The 17,393-nt window shown below is 46.7% G+C and carries 12 protein-coding genes and 2 rRNA genes; 4 read left to right on the plus strand and 10 right to left on the minus strand.

The annotated features are described in order from the left end of the window. Positions 1–144 precede the first annotated feature (144 nt). From NG833_RS07450 to cysS, 5 genes are all read right to left on the minus strand, one after another. Positions 145–822, minus strand: a complete 678-nt coding sequence (locus NG833_RS07450; protein ID WP_254564669.1) for a 2OG-Fe dioxygenase family protein — start codon at positions 820–822, stop codon at positions 145–147. A gap of 79 nt (positions 823–901) precedes the next feature. Beyond that, the gene (locus tag NG833_RS07455; protein WP_309143838.1) at positions 902–1,684 is read right to left on the minus strand and encodes an AAA family ATPase; all 783 of its coding nucleotides are present in this window, start codon (positions 1,682–1,684) and stop codon (positions 902–904) included. 23 nt (positions 1,685–1,707) lie between these two features. Beyond that, positions 1,708–3,489: a PAS domain-containing hybrid sensor histidine kinase/response regulator gene (locus tag NG833_RS07460; protein WP_254564671.1), complete on the minus strand. Its 1,782-nt coding sequence runs from the start codon at positions 3,487–3,489 to the stop codon at positions 1,708–1,710. 400 nt (positions 3,490–3,889) lie between these two features. After that, positions 3,890–5,014 carry an AI-2E family transporter gene (locus NG833_RS07465; RefSeq protein ID WP_254564672.1) on the minus strand — a complete coding sequence of 375 codons (1,125 nt, stop codon included), beginning with the start codon at positions 5,012–5,014 and terminating at the stop codon, positions 3,890–3,892. Between the two features lie 229 nt (positions 5,015–5,243). Continuing rightward, positions 5,244–6,710 (minus strand): cysteine--tRNA ligase, encoded by a 1,467-nt coding sequence (cysS, locus tag NG833_RS07470; protein ID WP_254564673.1) that lies wholly within the window; start codon positions 6,708–6,710, stop codon positions 5,244–5,246. Between the two features lie 195 nt (positions 6,711–6,905). Here cysS and NG833_RS07475 point away from each other — a divergent pair, with 195 nt between their 5' ends. The 3 genes from NG833_RS07475 (at position 6,906) to dtd (ending at position 12,133) form a co-directional block, all read left to right on the plus strand. Then, entirely contained in the window at positions 6,906–10,187 is a 3,282-nt protein-coding gene (locus NG833_RS07475; RefSeq protein ID WP_254564674.1) for a glycosyltransferase, read from the plus strand. Between the two features lie 135 nt (positions 10,188–10,322). Next, positions 10,323–11,477 carry a GTP-binding protein gene (locus NG833_RS07480; RefSeq protein ID WP_254564675.1) on the plus strand — a complete coding sequence of 385 codons (1,155 nt, stop codon included), beginning with the start codon at positions 10,323–10,325 and terminating at the stop codon, positions 11,475–11,477. A gap of 149 nt (positions 11,478–11,626) precedes the next feature. Then, on the plus strand, positions 11,627–12,133 hold the full coding sequence (dtd, locus tag NG833_RS07485) for a D-aminoacyl-tRNA deacylase (RefSeq protein ID WP_254564676.1): 507 nt from the start codon (positions 11,627–11,629) through the stop codon (positions 12,131–12,133). Here the strand turns inward: dtd and mreD are convergent. From mreD to NG833_RS07500, 3 genes are all read right to left on the minus strand, one after another. Further along, on the minus strand, positions 12,075–12,635 hold the full coding sequence (mreD, locus tag NG833_RS07490; RefSeq protein WP_254564677.1) for a rod shape-determining protein MreD: 561 nt from the start codon (positions 12,633–12,635) through the stop codon (positions 12,075–12,077). The two genes, dtd and mreD, sit on opposite strands and share 59 nt — an antisense overlap. A gap of 8 nt (positions 12,636–12,643) precedes the next feature. Then, on the minus strand, positions 12,644–13,420 hold the full coding sequence (gene mreC, locus NG833_RS07495) for a rod shape-determining protein MreC (RefSeq protein WP_254564678.1): 777 nt from the start codon (positions 13,418–13,420) through the stop codon (positions 12,644–12,646). 66 nt (positions 13,421–13,486) lie between these two features. After that, positions 13,487–14,494, minus strand: a complete 1,008-nt coding sequence (locus NG833_RS07500; protein WP_015151693.1) for a rod shape-determining protein — start codon at positions 14,492–14,494, stop codon at positions 13,487–13,489. A gap of 1,047 nt (positions 14,495–15,541) precedes the next feature. Here NG833_RS07500 and NG833_RS07505 point away from each other — a divergent pair. Further along, positions 15,542–16,450, plus strand: coding sequence for an IS4 family transposase (locus tag NG833_RS07505; RefSeq protein ID WP_256555858.1), 909 nt, complete (start codon positions 15,542–15,544; stop codon positions 16,448–16,450). Positions 16,451–17,074: 624 nt separating this feature from the next. On the opposite strand, the gene rrf is transcribed toward NG833_RS07505, so the two are convergent. Further along, a 5S ribosomal RNA gene (gene rrf, locus NG833_RS07510) occupies positions 17,075–17,192 on the minus strand. Between the two features lie 63 nt (positions 17,193–17,255). Beyond that, positions 17,256–17,393: ribosomal RNA gene (locus NG833_RS07515) — 23S ribosomal RNA — on the minus strand; the annotation flags it as partial.

Below are 17,393 nucleotides of genomic sequence, written 5' to 3' on the forward strand. Positions count from 1 at the left end.
CGCCAGTACATCCTCAATTCTCCTGTAGAAGCGATTCAAGAATCGCCAGTACATCATCAATTCTCCTGTAGAAGCGATTCAAGAATCGCCAGTACATCCTCAATTCTCCTGTAGAGGCGATTCGAGAATCGCCAGTACATGAGTTTACTCTTCAAAATCAACCAGTAAACTGGGAGAAGTGAGAACAAATACATCCCGAGTCCCCACCCCTGCTTCTAGGGGTTTAATCGGGGTAGTGAAGTGGAAGAAATCGCGATCGTTGACGAGTAACAATTCCCCGGGATAGAGAACCTTCGTAAACACGGGTTTTTCCCGACGTGCCATATACAGATGAGTGCCTCCCCCTTGGATATTCTGGCGATCGCAAGAGAAAATCGCCACAAAATCCGCACCATCTTGATGAATCCCTTCGGGTGCCGGGTTCCCATAGTTTTTCGGGGAACAGGTAGTCCGAATTTGATGCACCCCGATTTCCACCCCCGGTTTTAACTTGCAGTAATGACTCACTTCCTGCACCAGTTTCTTAAACTCATACAGCGCAATCAGTTCCTCATCCAATTCCTCAAACTGCCGCTTGACACCGCCGACAACGGGATTGTAATCTTTACTCTGGTACAAATACCCATGAGGCAGGTGAATTAACTCATTATCCCTCAGTTTAAACCGGGACAACCGGCGCAATCTGTAGTTGCCTTTGATATAGGGGTCTAGGGGTAAATTGTTAAAGAACGGCTTAAATACATCCAGCACAATGGAGTCAATCTTTTCTAAAGCAAAGCTGATACCATAGCTCGTTTCCGGAGATTCCCGTAGTGTTTGCATCGTAGTAACCCTCGGTTTGCGTTGATCCCCGATAAAGAATCCGCTTTTCTTCTCTATCTACTTCTAGTATAGACAAGTTTTATAAAAATGGGACTAACTTTCGGGCAATCTGTGCAAAGTTATGATAAAGTTGGGTGAGACAAATGAGTATAAATCCTTGGCAATTTCTGGTAGAATTTTCAGGACTGTCAACCCAGATGTAGCCGCTAACGGGACTCATTCGAGGTAGAATAACAGTTCCAGGGGGAAGGGTGATGCTGGATTCCAGGATTAGGGTGCTTGGGAGTAAATCGCTTACAATGGTCTTGACGTGATTGAGAGTGTCACGATTCAGAATTTCTTTTTGGCGAATGAGTCCATCTGCGCGCACGAAGGTGGGATCGTTTTCTCCGACTCGTTCGGCAAGCTGTTGACGCCATTGGCGAGCGTTGTCTAATTCTCCCCTATCAATCACCCGAAAGAGTTGCTGAAACTTTTCTTCGATTTCTGGGGGACGTTCGGGAGTCCCCATCAGGGTTTCCAGAATGCGATTACTATCTTTGTCAAAGGACCGCAGGCGCTCAATGACGATTCCTGCCGATGTTATTTTTAAAAGTTGGACCCATTCTACATCACTAATCACTTGGGGAGAATGAGTGGTCACGATAAACTGGCAGTTGGGAAAGGTTCGGGTTAAGGCGGGAATTATTCCCCGTTGCCACCGGGGATAAAGATGTAATTCTATTTCATTAATGATGACGAATCCGCTACCTTGGAGGGGATTTTGCTGGGGGTTGGGGTTGGCGATCGCCAAGGGTCTTGCTAAATCCCCGATTAACGCCAATAAGCATTTTTCTCCGTCCGAAAGTTGGCTGACAATGATAAACTTTCTGGTTAAATAAAATGTTAAACGATTGGCGGGATATAGCGTAACAGCATTTCATCTAACACTTCTAACTGTATGGGTTTGCTTAAATAATCCGTTGCGCCTGCGGCGAGGCAGCGTTCCCGATCGCCTGACATTGCCATTGCTGTCACTACCACCACTGGCAAATGTTGCACATTGGGGTTTTTGCGTAACTCTGCGACTAATTGCAACCCCATCGCCAAATGAGCAAACTGGACATCCAATAAAATTAAATAGGGGTCAAAGGAAAACACTTCTTCCAGAAAATTGGCGCTGTAGCCAATCACTTTGACATGATGTCCCACGGCTTGTAAATAGTCTTGCAACAATAAGGTACTCGACCCATCATAATCCACGATTAAAATCCGACCTTTGCGATCGCCTGCTTCGGGAATGACAATTGCCGGAAGCTCATCACTCGGGACCGTTGGAACATATCCCGGAGGCGGATCGGGTAAAATAATTGTAAACCGACTCCCCACCCCCAAGGTCGAACTAACCAGCACATCCCCCCCATGTAACTGCGCTAAATCTCGCGTCAGTGCTAATCCCAATCCCGTCCCTTGGATGTTATGGTTCAGGTCCGTATCCAGTTGGCGAAATGGGTCAAATACCAGGGGTAAATGCTCTTCAGAAATGCCGATTCCTGTATCGATGACGGTAAATCCAATGCCTCCAGGCTGTTGTTCAACAATTAAGGAAACTTCCCCTCTCGGGGTGAATTTAATCGCATTGGAAAGTAGATTGAGCAGCATTTGTTTGAGACGGCGTTCATCGGCAATGCAAACTCGGATTTTGGGGTCAATTCTACTGGTTAGTCTTAATCCCCGGTCTACCGCCCGTTCTTGCATGACTTTTAGGCAATATTTACAAATTTCAGGAACGGGAATTTCACTAAATTTTAATTCTTCTTTGCCTGCTTCTACTTTGGATAAATCTAAAATATCATTAATCAGTTCTAATAAATGGTCGCCGCTACTTTTAATCCGGCTAATATATTCTTTTTGTTTAGGATTCAGGCTGCCAAAAATTTCTCGTTGTAACATTTGAGACAGCCCTAAAATCGAATTTAAGGGCGTTCTAATTTCATGGCTCATTTGCGCCAAAAATTCACTTTTGGCTCGATTTCTAGCTTCAGCAATATCCCGAGCTCGGGCCACCGCTTCGGCTTGTTTATGTTGGGTAATGTCAGTGATAGCGGCGACGACTCCATCAAGCTGACCCTGGCGATCGTACAAGGGGGCGGCATTAATGGAGACAAAAATTTGGCTACCATCTCGACGGGCGATCGCATACTCCATTTCATAAGCGGGTCGTCCCTTTCGCATCACCTGCAAAAACGGGAGTTGATTTTCAGGTAAACCCCGCGCATCTAACGGTTGAATTTGCCAAATCGGTTCATTGTATCGACATCCGATCATCTCTTGCCGAGGCAGTCCTAAATGCTTTTGTGCTGCTGCATTAGTCAGGGTAATCCGCCCATTACTATCAAAGACTAAAATTCCATCGGCGTTTGTTTCAATAATCGCATCGAGTCGCCGCTCATTGAATTCTAGCTGCTTTTTAGACTGATTAATTTCCGAGGTATAGCGGACGATCGCATAGTAGAGAATAATCGCCACCACCGTCACATACACGCACCCCTTAATGGTTTGCAAATGAGTGATATCTTCAATCCCAGGCTGCCGAAATACAAACGCTATAATGCGATCGGAACCGACAATCCATAAGGCGCTAATCAATAGATAAATACTGACGATTCGATGCGGAGATAGCTTCATGATGATTCGCCATTGTCTCATCTTAGTCTGCCTGTTAATTTGCTCTTACTCGCTGAGTTTTAACCCCGATCAACTCTTTGGGTTAAATTCTCCTGGCAAGCTTTTATGGATTGAGGTATAATTTACACCAAAACAAAGAAGAACGCTACAAGTCATTGGTCATTGGTCATTGGTCATTGGTTGTTGGTTGTTGGTCATTGGTTGTTGGTCCTTTGTCATTGGTCATTGGTCATTGGTTGTTGGTCATTGGTGATTGGTGATTGGTGATTGGTCCTGAGTATTCAGTAATCCAAAGGACAAATGACAAATGACAAATGACAAATGACAAATGACAAAGGACAAATGACAAATGACAAATGACAAATGACAAATGACAAATGACAAATGACTGCCCTTAGACTCAGGAAGTTGGATGCTGTGCCAAACTCGACTCCCCCTGCGTCGAAGTTGGGCCGATCGCCTCGGGAGTCCCCACGGCTTCTGCCCTCAGTTTCGGTTTTAAATATAAATTTTCCACTAATGCTGCACCTCCGGCAACCCAAGGCGGAACGATTAAAGCACCGACAATTCCCAAAACTTGCACCCCACCAATCACCGAGAGTAACTGATAGAGGGGGTGGACTCCCACAGAAGACCCCACCAATAACGGATCTAAAACATAAGTTTCCACATTCTGGATCACCACAAATAAAATTAACACCGACAGAAACAACCATCCGCCTTGAGACACTGCCACAATCAGCGCCGGAATTGCCCCTAAAATCGGCCCTAAAAAGGGAATTAAATTAGTCACTCCGGCGATCGCCCCCAAACCCAAGGCAAACTCCCCTAACCCTAACGCACTCAATCCCACGCTCGTTGCCACCGCCAACAGCGCCGAAACCAACACTCGACCTCGAATATATCCCCCCATCCGCTGACTAATCGGCATCACCTGAGTCTCCAAACGCTCATCCCAAGGTTTCGGAAATAGCTGAACCAGACTCTTAATTAAACTGTGACTATCCGCCACCATATAACCAGAAATAAAGATAGATAAAATCAGGGTCACGACACCGCCTAGTAACCCTCGGGTTAATCCATAAGAACGCAGTACCAGTTGTTGAGTTGAGCGAATTCCCCAAGTGGTTACAGATTGGGTATCAAAAAACTGCCGCACAAACTCCGGTGGCGTATCAATCAATCTAGCCGCTAAATCTTCAGCAATTAACCGTAACGTTTCCAAATAAGAGGGAAGCTGACGAATTAACCGCTGAATTTGATCCAAAGCCGTCGGTCCAATTAATAACACCACCCCGGTTAACCCGCCAATCAGAGTAAGGTAAGTAATAATTGTGGCAATCCAGCGGGGAATATGCCATTTTTCCGCCCAATTGACCACGGGAGAGATGGAAGCAGCCAGGACGACAGAAACCATCAGGGTAATCAACAAACTCCGCAGTTGCCAGAGCAATATCACCAGTAAACCCAGGGTGAAAATCAGCAACAGGGTTGTTAGAGAAATTTTAATCCGCGAGGGGGACATAGGTAATTTCAGATAAAGGCTTGATTAACAGGGGTTATAGATGAGACGATCGCCTTTTTCCATTGCGGTGAAAACGGCGATCGCGTAGGGTTCCGTTAGGAAATCGGCACAAGACTTGATTCCCTAAAGTTACACCAAACAACCCCAGGACTTACGCAATCTTTAACATGAAGCCTTAAATGTAGAGGCGATTCGCGAATCGCCTCTACATTTAAAACCGAACAACCCTTTAGTTGCGATGCCATTGGGTGACACCTCCAGGTTTATCAATTAACGTAATCCCGAGTTCTTGCAGTTGATTCCGAATGCGATCGGCTTCAGCAAAGTTTTTCCCCTGACGCGCCGCCAGTCGGTCCTGAATCAGGGATTCAATCTCCCGATCGCTCAATCCTCCGGGTTCCGGTGTCGAATTTTCTGCCACTGGATTGACTTCCAACCCCAGAACCTTCCCTAACTCCCGCAAGGTAACCCATTGGTGATGTAACTGTTGCGGGTCCATATCCGGTTTCCCTTCATGAACCCAAATATTGCCTTGACGACGTAATTCCTTCGCCAATTCAAACAACACCGCCAAAGCTGAGGGGGTATTCAAGTCATCATTCATCGCCATCTGAAATCGTTCGACGATCGCATCCGATTCCGGTGCGATCGCCCCTGAATCCAAATCCCAACCCACCTGACTGCCATACTCATAACCAAACCGTAACCCATCTTTTAGGGTGGTCCAGCCATTTTCCGCACTGGCGATCGCCTCATCGGTAAAGTCCAACGGTTTGCGATAATTCGCTTGCAGCACAAACAACCGCAGCGCCATCGGGTCTACCCCCCCTTGATCCAGCAACTGGCGAATCGTCGTAAAATTGCCCAAAGACTTGGACATTTTTTCCCCATTCACCGCCACCATGCCATTATGGAGCCAATATTTCGCTAAAGCTTGACCCGTCACCGCTTCCGATTGAGCAATTTCATTCTCATGGTGAGGGAAAATTAAATCCGCACCCCCCACATGAATATCAATCGTCTCTCCCAACACCTCGCGGACCATCGCCGAACATTCAATATGCCATCCTGGACGTCCGGCACCCCAAGGGGATTCCCAAGACGGTTCCCCCGGTTTAGCCGCCTTCCACAAGGCAAAATCAAACGGGTCTTGCTTTTTCAACTCCTCCGGGTCCTCCGCCTCCACGCGGCCACTGGCCCCCGCTTGCATTTCCGCCAACTGCCGTCCCGAGAGTTTCCCATAGTTGGCAAACTCACGCACCTTGTAATAGACATCGCCACCGGCAGGATAGGCAAAGCCTTTTTGTTCCAACTGCGCGATTAAACGCTTAATCCCATCTAAGGTATGAGTAGCGCGGGGATAGGCATCGGCTTCGAGGACATTCAGCCTTGCCATATCTTCAAAATAAGCTTGAGTGTAGCGATCGGCCACTTCTTCCATTGATGACCCTTCCTGTCTGGCGCGGTTGAGGATTTTGTCATCAATATCGGTAAAATTCTGCACATAACGCACAGCATATCCCCGCCATTGCAGATAGCGGCGCAGAATATCCCAGATAATATAGGACCGGGCGTGACCGAGGTGGCAATAATCGTAGACCGTAACCCCACAACAATACATCCGCACCTGACCGGGTTCAAACGGGATAAACGGTTCCTGACGACGGGTGAGGGTGTTGTACAGCGTTAAGGTCATAATTGAAAGATAGAAAACAGTAAAACGGTAGTGCTTGATGCAGGAATCACTCCAGTCAAGAGTCAGTCGGGGTTTTGCAGACACTTCATCCCAAAACAGACTGGCCTAAAAGAGGTTGACTGAATGACTTAACTGATTCTATCGTTTATCATGTCGCGATGGACCGTGGCGCGATCGCACTAGCATTTAAAACTCATGCGGATTATTGTTGAAGGCTGGCGTTTTCTTCCCCACTCTTATTCTCTGATCAATCAGTTTCTCCTCTTAGAACTCCTCGATCGCCCAGAAATCCAGGTCTTTCACCGGGATATGCCTTACGTTACCGACAATTGGCAACCCGTCAGTGGATTATTGGGAGATTCCAGAGAACCCAAGTTACACTCGATTCCCCAACCCTCAGCGGATCAATCTGCCGATGCCATCCTTCGTGTCTATTGTCCATTTAATTTAGCCCCTTCCACCGCTCAACGCACCGTCATGTTTGGCTGTACAGAATGGGGAATTGTGCCTCAGTCTATCTTGCGGGGAATGAAAATCTCCTCATTCCAAGAGGCTCATCAGAATTCCGATACAATTATTGTGACCGCATCCCATTGGTCCAGGGATGGATTTATCCGCAGTGGTGCAGACCCTGAGCGCGTGGTGGTGATTCCCCTGGGTGTAGACCCTTACTTCTACCAACCGGCATCTCCAGAAAAACGTCTAGCTTTACGGCAGCAATTTGGACTGGAAGAAAATTTTGTCTTTTTCACCAATGGATTACTCTTTAATAACCGCCACGGGATGGCGCGATTATTAAAAGCATTCGCCCCCATTGTTGAAAAATTTCCCGAAGCTAGATTAATTTTAAAAGGTCGAGATTATCTGTTTGAAGCCCGCCAAGAAATTGCCAGAATTTGCCGTCATACTCTCACTGCAACTGAGCAAAAAAGGGTTCAAGAACGATTAACCTATATTGGCAAAAATCTATCTTGTGCGGATTTAGCGGCGTTATATCAAATTGCCGATGCTTATGTGTCTCCCTATCTAGCGGAAGGATTTAATTTGCCGGTTTTAGAGGCAGCAGCTTGTGGATTACCTGTGATTTGCACCCAAGGGGGACCGACGGATGATTTTATTCATCCAGATTTTGCATTTCCGATTCAAAGCCAATTAGAAAAGCGGCAGTTGGAATCAGGGGAAATGGGATTTGTGGTTGCTCCTGATGTAGAGCATTTAATTCATTTGATGGAGCAGATTATCGAGCAACCGGAATTGCGGGAAAAAGCCAGACAAGCAGCGCCGAAATGGGTGGGCGATCGCTACACATGGAAGCAGGTTGTAGACCAGTATTTAACGGTCCTGACTCTCCCATCTAACCCCTCTTTCACTGCACCGGCAATCCATCCGCCTCAAACGACTACAGTAACTGGAAAATTGATAGTCGAAGGTTGGCGATTCCAGACCCATTCTTATGCGATCGCCAATCAATTTCAACTCTTGGAAATGCTCAAATATCCGAACTTAGAGCTGTTTCACCAAGATATTCCCTTTGCAGACCAAAATTCTCAACCGGCACAGGGTTTATTTGATGCTGAATCAGAATCGGCTTTACGGGTGATCGCACCCCCACCCCCGAACCTATTTGCCGATGCCACCCTGCGGATGTATAGTCCCTTTAATTTTAAATCAGCCCTCCACAGCGAGCGCACCTATTTATTTGGCACCACAGAATGGGGAATTGTCCCGCAAGAACTTTTACGATTAAATCCCGGTAAGTCTCTTGAAGATTTACATCAAAATTCTAATACCGTCATTATTACTTCTTCTCAATGGTCTAAAGCGGGTTTTCTCCGCAGTGGTGCTGACCCCAATCGTGTCGTTACCATCCCCCTCGGAGTCGATACTAGCCTTTACAAACCCATACCCAAGGACAACCGGGTCGCTTTAAGAAAAGAATTGGGATGGCAAGAGGATGAATTTATTTTTTTAAATGTTAGTAGCATGACCCTGGAAAAAGGAATTTTTCCCATCATTTTTTGCTTTACCAAAATAATCCAAAAATATCCCAAAGCTCGCTTAGTCTTAAAAGGATCTGATTTAATTTACAAATCTTGGGAATCCATTACGTTGACGGCGAAAAAGATTTTAACGGAACGCGAATTAGCAGAATTTAACGCCCGCTTGACCTATATCGGCGACCCGTTATCCAGTTCTGAACTGATTCGCTACTATCAAGCTGCCGATGGCTATCTATCTCCCTATTCCGCTGAAGGATTTAATTTGCCGGTTTTAGAGGCAGTCGCCTGTGGATTGCCCGTCATTTGTACCGAAGGCGGACCCACTGATGAATTTACCCACCCTGATTTTGCCCTCCAGATTAAAAGTGAAGTTAAATCGGTGGAATCTCGGGGGGAAATGCGCCATTTTTTGGCTCCCGATTGGGATTGTTGTATTGCTTTAATGGAACAACTGATTTCTCAACCCAATTGGCGAGAACAGGTGCGAATTGCGGGTCCTCAATTTGTACGCGATCGCTTCAGTTGGAAACAGATTGTCGTTCAGTTACTAGAGGTGATGTTTCCATCCAATCCCCCCCAACCGTCAAACCCGGTAACGGTACCCTCTCTCCCACAAGACTTGCCTATATTTGGAGAATCTCCCCTAAATAATGTAGAGGCGATTCGCGAATCGCCTCTACATTATTTAGGGTTTAATGTTAAAGAGGGCGTAATTCCGGTCCCAGAAACAGCGTCCCCCACGCTACAAGCACGAGTGGCATCGTTCCCCTTTTGGTATCACAAAATTGAGTTGCCGGGGGGAATTGTCACCCCCGGAGATAATCCCCACAATCCAGAAATGTATGGCGTCCCAGAGGACCTGAGCGGAAAACGAGTCTTAGATGTGGGGGCCTGGGATGGCTACTGGACATTTGAGGCCCTCAAACGCGGTGCCCGGGAGGTGGTGGCGATCGATGATTTTTCGGACTATCTGGGACGGTTGGATCAACGCGATCGCCGCGCTTGGGAAACCTTCGATTTGTGTCGAGAAGCACTCGGGTTTGACGAAACCATCTGTCAACGCCTAGAAAAATCCGTGTATGAGCTCAGTGAGTCAGAATTAGGCCGCTTTGATGTGATCTTCTTTTTCGGAACCCTTTACCACCTCCGATACCCCCTACTGGCCCTCGATAAGTTATCCGCCCTCTGTGATGGCGAAATTTACATCGAATCTGCAATTCTCGATGATTTTAGTCCCTACCAAGGCGGGCTCGGCAAGGGATATCCCGGACAGCAACGGGTGATGGAGTTTTATCCCAATGATGAATATGCGGGAAATTCCAGCAACTACTGGGTCCCCACCTTGTACTGTTTGGGTCAAATGGTAAAATCCGCCGGTTTTACCCAGGTTAAAGGCTGGAAATTAGTCCAAAACCCGCCTAATAGGGAGTGGTGTCGCGGATTTGCGATCGGCACTAAAGCTCAGTCCAGCAATTAACACCCCCTGTAGCCAAGTGTTAATCTGCAATCTCTGGGGATGAAAGGCTCAATCTTCGTCTAAAATCAAACTGGATGACTCATTAGATTAATTTCTAACCAGCCCTTTAGATTTTTTGACCCCATTTGATAAACCATGCAGACAACAGCAACCTCTAACCCAGAGTCCGTGGCAATGGATGCCCCGAAATACGGACTGCCGGTTACCATCATTACAGGCTTTCTTGGCAGTGGTAAGACCACGTTACTCAACCATATCCTGACCAATCAGCAGGGACTGAAAACTGCCGTATTGGTTAACGAGTTTGGGGAAGTCGGCATCGATAACGAACTGATCGTCTCCACCGGCGAGGATATGGTGGAATTAAGCAATGGTTGTATTTGTTGCACCATTAATAACGATTTACTCGATGCCGTTTATAAGATTTTAGAGCGTTCCGATCAGATCGATTATCTGGTCGTGGAAACCACCGGACTCGCGGACCCTCTACCCGTGGCCCTGACTTTCTTAGGCACAGAACTGCGAGACTTAACTCGCTTAGATTCAATTGTCACCCTGGTGGATTCAGAGAATTACAGTTTGGATCTGTTTAATTCTCAAGCGGCATACAGTCAGATTGCTTATGGCGATATTATCTTGCTCAACAAGGTGGATCTCGTCGATGAAGGCGATGTGGATCTGTTGGAGTGCAAGATTCGGGATATTAAAGCTGATGCCAGAATTTTGCGGACGACGAAATCCCAGGTCCCGCTTCCGTTGATTCTCAGTGTCGGGTTGTTTGAGTCGGATAAGTATTTTAATGATGATCAAGTCGCCTCGAAAGGGGAGCATGATCATGATCATGACCATCATGATCATCACGACCATCATGATCATCACGACCATCATGACCATTCTAGCTGTGACCATGACCACGGTCATTGCGAGCATGACCACCATGACGAACATCATCACCACTCGAATCATTTGGAGATGGATGGGTTTACGTCGATTTCGTTCGAGAGCGATAAACCCTTGTCGATTCGTCAGTTTCAGTATTTCTTAGATAATCAGTTACCGGCAACGGTATTTCGAGCGAAGGGGATTTTATGGTTTGATGAGAGCGATCGCCGTCATATTTTCCACTTGAGCGGCAAACGCTTCTCCATTGATGATGATGAGTGGAAAGGTCAACCGAAGACACAATTGGTGTTCATCGGCCAGAATTTGGATAAGGAAGCCTTGCGATCGCAGTTAAACAAGTGTGTGTGTCTGCCTTCGACTTCTCGCGGCAAAGGGTTTGGAAAATAGCGGGAAGGACTCGGGAAAGAGGGTAGGGTTTTGATGGTAGAGTCAAGAGGCGATCGCATTTGTAGAGACAGGAGCGATCGCCTTGATTGCCTATTTATTGAAGGGATATTTTGGGCGATCGGCAATGCATCATCACCCCATCCAAGTCTATGCGAGTCGTTATCCAGCGCGTTAAATCTTCTCAAGTCACTGTCGAGGGTCGAATTATCGGGAAAATCGGCCCCGGACTTAATCTATTAGTTGCCATCAGCGATCGGGATACAGAGACCGAACTCGACTGGATGGCGCGAAAGTGTTTAGAATTGCGGTTATTTCCAGATCCACAGGCCGATAGCAGTCGGTGGGATCAATCGGTTTTGGATATCCAAGGGCAACTGTTAGTCGTCAGTCAGTTTACCCTTTACGGGGACTGTCGAAAAGGTCGCCGCCCCTCCTTTGACCGTTCTGCACCCCCAGGGATGGCCGAAGAACTGTACGATAAATTTGTTAAAAAATTAAGGGAAAGTGGCTTAACCGTCGAAACAGGCGAGTTTGGGGCGATGATGGAGGTAGATATCGTTAACGATGGACCTGTTACTCTAATTTTAGAGCGGGAGTCTAGGAGCGATCAAAAGCTTGCATCTGTTCCCACAGACGATTCAGGGGAAAATAGATAACAGGTGCCCATAGACTACTGAGAATCGCGCAAGCCAGAGCGAGGGGTTGGTGGTAGGCCCAAATTTCACTCAAAGGGCGATCGCCCAGAGCACTAAATTGCAACGCCCGAATCGTATCCGCCAACATCGACATTCCAAATACAATCAGAGCCACGGAGATAAAATCTTCCTGGACATATTTTTGCTTTTGCAAAGTAGCCGTCAGACATCCCACAACTCCTAGACTAATCGCATGAGTTGGTTCTGCCGAAGTCATCGCATCTAACAGCAGTCCCAACACCACCCCGGCTAAAGCGCCAGGGAGCGGCTTGCGCTTGATGCTCCAAGCAACAACCCAAATCAACAACCAGTTAGGAGCAACCCCCAAGAGTTCCATACCGGGAAAGCGCGTTGGGAGTAGCAGCAAGCACAACAGGACAGAACCCACGGCGATCGCGGCATTGATCACGAACCGCATTCCCCCAGACAACCGAGACCCGTAACTAAAAGAAGATGTTCTCATCACCATTCCTAATTTTGCAGTTCGTCAGAATCCTCTGAAGAACTAGGCTTTTCATAGGGGTCAACCACCACCCACTCCAGTAAGCTCATCGGAGCCGTGAACTCGATCACCGCTTCTGGGGCTGGACTTTTATTCAAATTCACCGACTCTACCCGCCCGATCGGTACCCCTGGGGGGAAAAGTTTGGAATAAGAAGAGGTCGAAACCACATCCCCTTTCTTCACATCAGGCACCTTCTCAAAGAACTCCATCACCGCCCGAGAAGCCGATTGTCCTCGCATCACCCCCATTTGGCGGCTGCGACTAATCGTCACCCCCACCCGAGAACTGGGGTCACTAATCAGCAAAACCCGACTGGTATGAGCAGTAACGCCGATCACTCGTCCCACCAAGCCACCAGGACCCGAGACAATGTAGTTTTCTTTGATGCCATCTGCCCGTCCTCGACCCAAAGTTACCTGCTGCCACCAATGGTCTGCACTACGGCCAACAATAGGAGCCAGGATCCCTTCTTTTTTATTCGGGGAAACATAGTTCAAGAGTTCTTTGAGCTTTTCATTTTGGCTTTCAAGTTCTTGGACCTTGTTTTGCAATTCCAGAGTTCGAGCATTGGTGAGTTGTTCTTGTTGGGTAGGACTCGACGCAAAGGGTCGAGTCGCCCATTGGTAAAGTTCAAGCACAGCAGAACCTTGAGTGTACCGAACAACCAAAGCAGCACAGATGGTTAGACCCACCAGTGCTACTTGTAAACCATGCCGATCCCACCAGCGACGTAATGTGTACATTAGGAGTTTTTAGAGACTTCAGTCTTAATCAGACGATGGAGAATACTTTAGAAGGATCAACTGACCTTACATATTCCGAGAACGACCGCTAAACACCCGTTCTAGCTGTTTAAAGTTTTCCAGAACCCGGCCCGTGCCGAGGACAACACAGCTCAAGGGGTCAGCAGCGACATGAGTCACGATGCCAGTCTCATGACTAATCAGCGTATCTAGCCCTCGCAATAAAGCGCCACCCCCAGCCAACATAATGCCTCGGTCAATAATATCTGCCGCGAGTTCCGGAGGGGTTCGCTCTAAGGTGCGTTTTACCGCTTCTACAATAACCGCTAGCGGCTCGGCCATACTTTCCCGAATTTCCGGTCCCTTGATCGTGACCGTTCGGGGCAGCCCCGAAAGCAAGTGTAAGCCGCGCACCTCCATCATGGAGTCATCATCTTCATGAGTCGGATAGGCTGAACCAATCTGAATTTTGATATCCTCAGCAGTGCGCTCCCCAATGACCAGGTTATGCACCTTTTTCATGTACTGAATAATCGCTTCGTTCAGTTCATCTCCAGCCACGCGCACCGATTCACTCAGTACGGTTCCTTGCAAACTCAGAACGGCGACTTCCGTCGTGCCTCCGCCAATATCGATAATCAGGTTACCCGTTGGCTCCGCCACGGGTAACCCCGCCCCGATCGCCGCTGCTACCGGCTCATCAATTAAATAGACATCCCTAGCTCCGGCTTGAGCAGCAGCCTCCATAACAGCACGGCGTTCCACCCCTGTGACTCCCGAGGGGATGCCGATGACAATTCGCGGCGAGACTAAGGTTCTGCCCTCATGCACCCGACGGATAAAGTGCTTGAGCATGAGTTCAGCCGTATCAAAATCTGCAATAACGCCATCACGCAGGGGACGCAGAGCAATAACATTTCCAGGCGTCCGGCCCAGCATTTTTTTGGCGTCCTCTCCCACTGCTAACGGCACTTTTTCGTCTTTATCAATGGCAACCACAGAGGGTTCTTGCAGAACAATACCTTTACCAGATACATAAACAAGGGTATTTGCGGTACCGAGGTCGATACCCATATCCCGGGATAGGGAAAAGCGATTGAACGGACCCACTGGTTTCTACGCCCCCAAAACGTGATGCTGTGCGACTATAACAATGTAACAGAAATGTAACCGAGGTGGATTCTAGTACGTTTTTTGTTTTGAGTCTAGTCCGGTGGGAGAAATTTTTTATTCCCACCGCTCCACCAAGGGTGCAACTATAATCCCAAGTCCTCTGGACAAAATCCGGATAAAACCCTTTCTGACTATGAAAGCGCTGATTGGGCCTTCCAAAAATCAGCAACAATCCCCAATTTTTCGGGTCCCTTTTTGCCGATGGAAGCCCCTCTCAATTTAGGCGCTGAGTTAGATAAAGTACGACAAGAAACAAGGTTTATTAACCATTACTGCTGCTGCTAATCACCAAAATTTGGGGTAATAAACCTGGGTTCTTCCCTCTCCTGTACCGACACCCTAGAGTAAATGGATCAAGATACACCCACGGACAAAAGAACGGACAAAAGTATTGTCCAATTCATTTAGACTCCCTATATTTCCTATCCTTGGTTTGAGTTTTCATTAGTAAAATACAGTAGATTTGTGATTTTCTAATCAAACCCAATCCGGTTGGTAAAAGTCGGTTTTCGCTACGCAGCCCCCGCAGGCGGGCTTTGTCGGTGTAGCCCCATACGCATCAAGCTAACTTCTCAAACTCAAATCGGGTAAGCTGTTTGGGCCATTCTTCCAGTCCGGGTCCCGGAGGAATTGCTCCCAAGTGGTCCCTAGAGCTAGAGGCTATATGCTCTCTATGGAATTGAGTAATCTTTAAATTTTTCTAAAAAACTAGACCGAATTTGGGTTGTGATTTTAAAATAGCACTTTCTCATTTAGCCTACCTAAAATCTAACATAAATCCTGATGAGTTTAACTCAATTATCCGAAAACCTCCCGGCCATTTCCGAAACTCTTAACCAGTTATTTGACTCAGATAAATCAAATCAAATCTCTAAAGAAACCGGGTTTATCACCCGAAGCAGTGCCAGATTGACTCCCCAAAATTTTTTACAGTTAATGACTGTATAACTGTTAAAAGAACCCAGTTTATCTTATTCAGCATTATGTGGACGTTTAGCCCAGATAAATCCCCAAGCTTCTTTAACCTCTCAGGGTTTAGAAACGCGAGTCAATCGGCACGAGTCCGTTGAGTATTTGCAACGAATTTTTCAAGAGACCCTCCTGCTAACTCTCCAAAAATCTTACCAAAATATTTCTCCAGAACTCTTTAATCATTTTCCCAGGATTTTTCTTCAGGATAGTACCCAATTCAGGCTCCATGAACAATTAGCTCCTCAATTTAAAGGAGCTGGGGGTTCAGGGAGTAAAGCGGCAGGTAAACTCGATGTAGTCTATGAATTAAAAACTCAAAAATTTACTCAGATTAAGATGAGTAAATCTACTATACCCGACCAATCCAGAGCCCAAGATTTTGTGGAGTGGGTTCAGGAAAAAGACCTGATTATCAGAGACTTAGGATACTTCAAACTAGATGCCCTGCAAGAGCTTCAGGGTAAAAATGCTTATTTTATCAGTCGATTACTCCATTGTACTGATGTTTATTTAAAACCCGATTCTTCTGAAGCTATTAATATTTGTAAATACGCCAACCAAAGCTCTCCTAAAAGTTCGGTTATCGAACTTCCAGTCTATCTGGGAAAATCCAATAGAATGGAGGCTCGCCTCATTATGTATCGATTACCTGAAGCGGTTGTAAATCGGAGACGCCAAGAGGCAAAAAAACAAGCAAAAAAACGGGGTAGAACTCCCAGTCAAGAGCATCTAGCATTGTTAGAATTTGCTCTGTTCGTCACCAATGTTCCTGACTCAATTTGGTCCGCAGAAGTAGTCGGAACTATCTATCGTATTAGGTGGCAGATTGAGTTAAGGTTTTTAGACATGGAAATCTTTATTATCTATTCATGTATTAAAAGGTAAAAGGCCCGAGCGCATTTTGTGCTGGCTCTATGGTCGATTAATTTGTCTACTGATAATTACGGACTTATGTAGTTGGGCCAACTGGTATGCTTTTGAGTCCCTAGGTCAAGAACTTAGTTTAGATAAGACTATCAAATGGTTTACGCACTTCGGTCGATTAGCTGACTCCATACAACAAAACACTTTATCCAGACTTATAGAAGATTTGAAAAAGAACATTAATCGGCTTTGCAAACAAAAACGAACCCGAAAAACGACCCGATCCCTGATCGACAGCCACATCCATTACCTGGATAGTTTTCAGGGAGGCCCCATCCCTGAAAACATTTAACCCATAAGGATGGAAGCCTTAGCTTGATGCGTATGCGGTGTAGCCCCACCCTTTCCTAACCCTTTCCTAACGGAACGCTCATAGAACAGGGTGTGGTTTTTTACTATCACAACCGGATTCCGTATAAAATACAGTAGATTTGTGATTTTCTAATAATCCAGGAAAAATCAACAATTAGGCGGACAACTCCCTAATAGACCAACTCTAAAATAGCTAAAATAGACCAACTCTAAAAACCAAAAATTCCCCGGTTCTATGAAGAGCAACCGGAGAATTTTTGTGTTTAAATAGTGACCGGGCACCGAGCTATTTTCCCAGGAGGCTACCCTCCAAGTATCTTCGCCGCAGTCGCGTTTCACGTCCGAGTTCGGGAAGGAGTCGGCGTGGTTCCACGAAGCCATAGGCACCCGGAAATCTGTGAGGTAAATAAACCCTCAAGACTGCATAAAGAAAAAGAATCAAAGAAGTTATTATGAGGTCAAGCCCTCGGTCTGTTAGTACGCCTTGGCTACATACATTACTGCACTTCCACCTAGCGCCTATTAACGGGTGTTCTGCCCGTGACCTTACTGGATTAACTCCATGAGAGCACTCATCTTGAGGTGGGCTTCC

Origin of the sequence: Oscillatoria sp. HE19RPO, from assembly GCF_024220515.1 — a bacterium.
GTDB lineage: Bacteria > Cyanobacteriota > Cyanobacteriia > Cyanobacteriales > Laspinemataceae > Laspinema.

Bases quoted from the DNA above. Each gene is read 5' to 3' on its own strand.
- dtd (WP_254564676.1), top strand. From the start codon at position 11,627: ATGCGAGTCGTTATCCAGCGCGTTAAATCTTCTCAAGTCACTGTCGAG.
- NG833_RS07465 (WP_254564672.1), bottom strand. From the start codon at position 5,014: ATGTCCCCCTCGCGGATTAAAATTTCTCTAACAACCCTGTTGCTGATT.
- NG833_RS07450 (WP_254564669.1), bottom strand. From the start codon at position 822: ATGCAAACACTACGGGAATCTCCGGAAACGAGCTATGGTATCAGCTTT.
- mreC (WP_254564678.1), bottom strand. From the start codon at position 13,420: ATGTACACATTACGTCGCTGGTGGGATCGGCATGGTTTACAAGTAGCA.
- mreD (WP_254564677.1), bottom strand. From the start codon at position 12,635: ATGAGAACATCTTCTTTTAGTTACGGGTCTCGGTTGTCTGGGGGAATG.
- NG833_RS07460 (WP_254564671.1), bottom strand. From the start codon at position 3,489: ATGAAGCTATCTCCGCATCGAATCGTCAGTATTTATCTATTGATTAGC.
- NG833_RS07480 (WP_254564675.1), top strand. From the start codon at position 10,323: ATGCAGACAACAGCAACCTCTAACCCAGAGTCCGTGGCAATGGATGCC.
- NG833_RS07500 (WP_015151693.1), bottom strand. From the start codon at position 14,494: ATGGGTATCGACCTCGGTACCGCAAATACCCTTGTTTATGTATCTGGT.
- cysS (WP_254564673.1), bottom strand. From the start codon at position 6,710: ATGACCTTAACGCTGTACAACACCCTCACCCGTCGTCAGGAACCGTTT.
- NG833_RS07475 (WP_254564674.1), top strand. From the start codon at position 6,906: ATGCGGATTATTGTTGAAGGCTGGCGTTTTCTTCCCCACTCTTATTCT.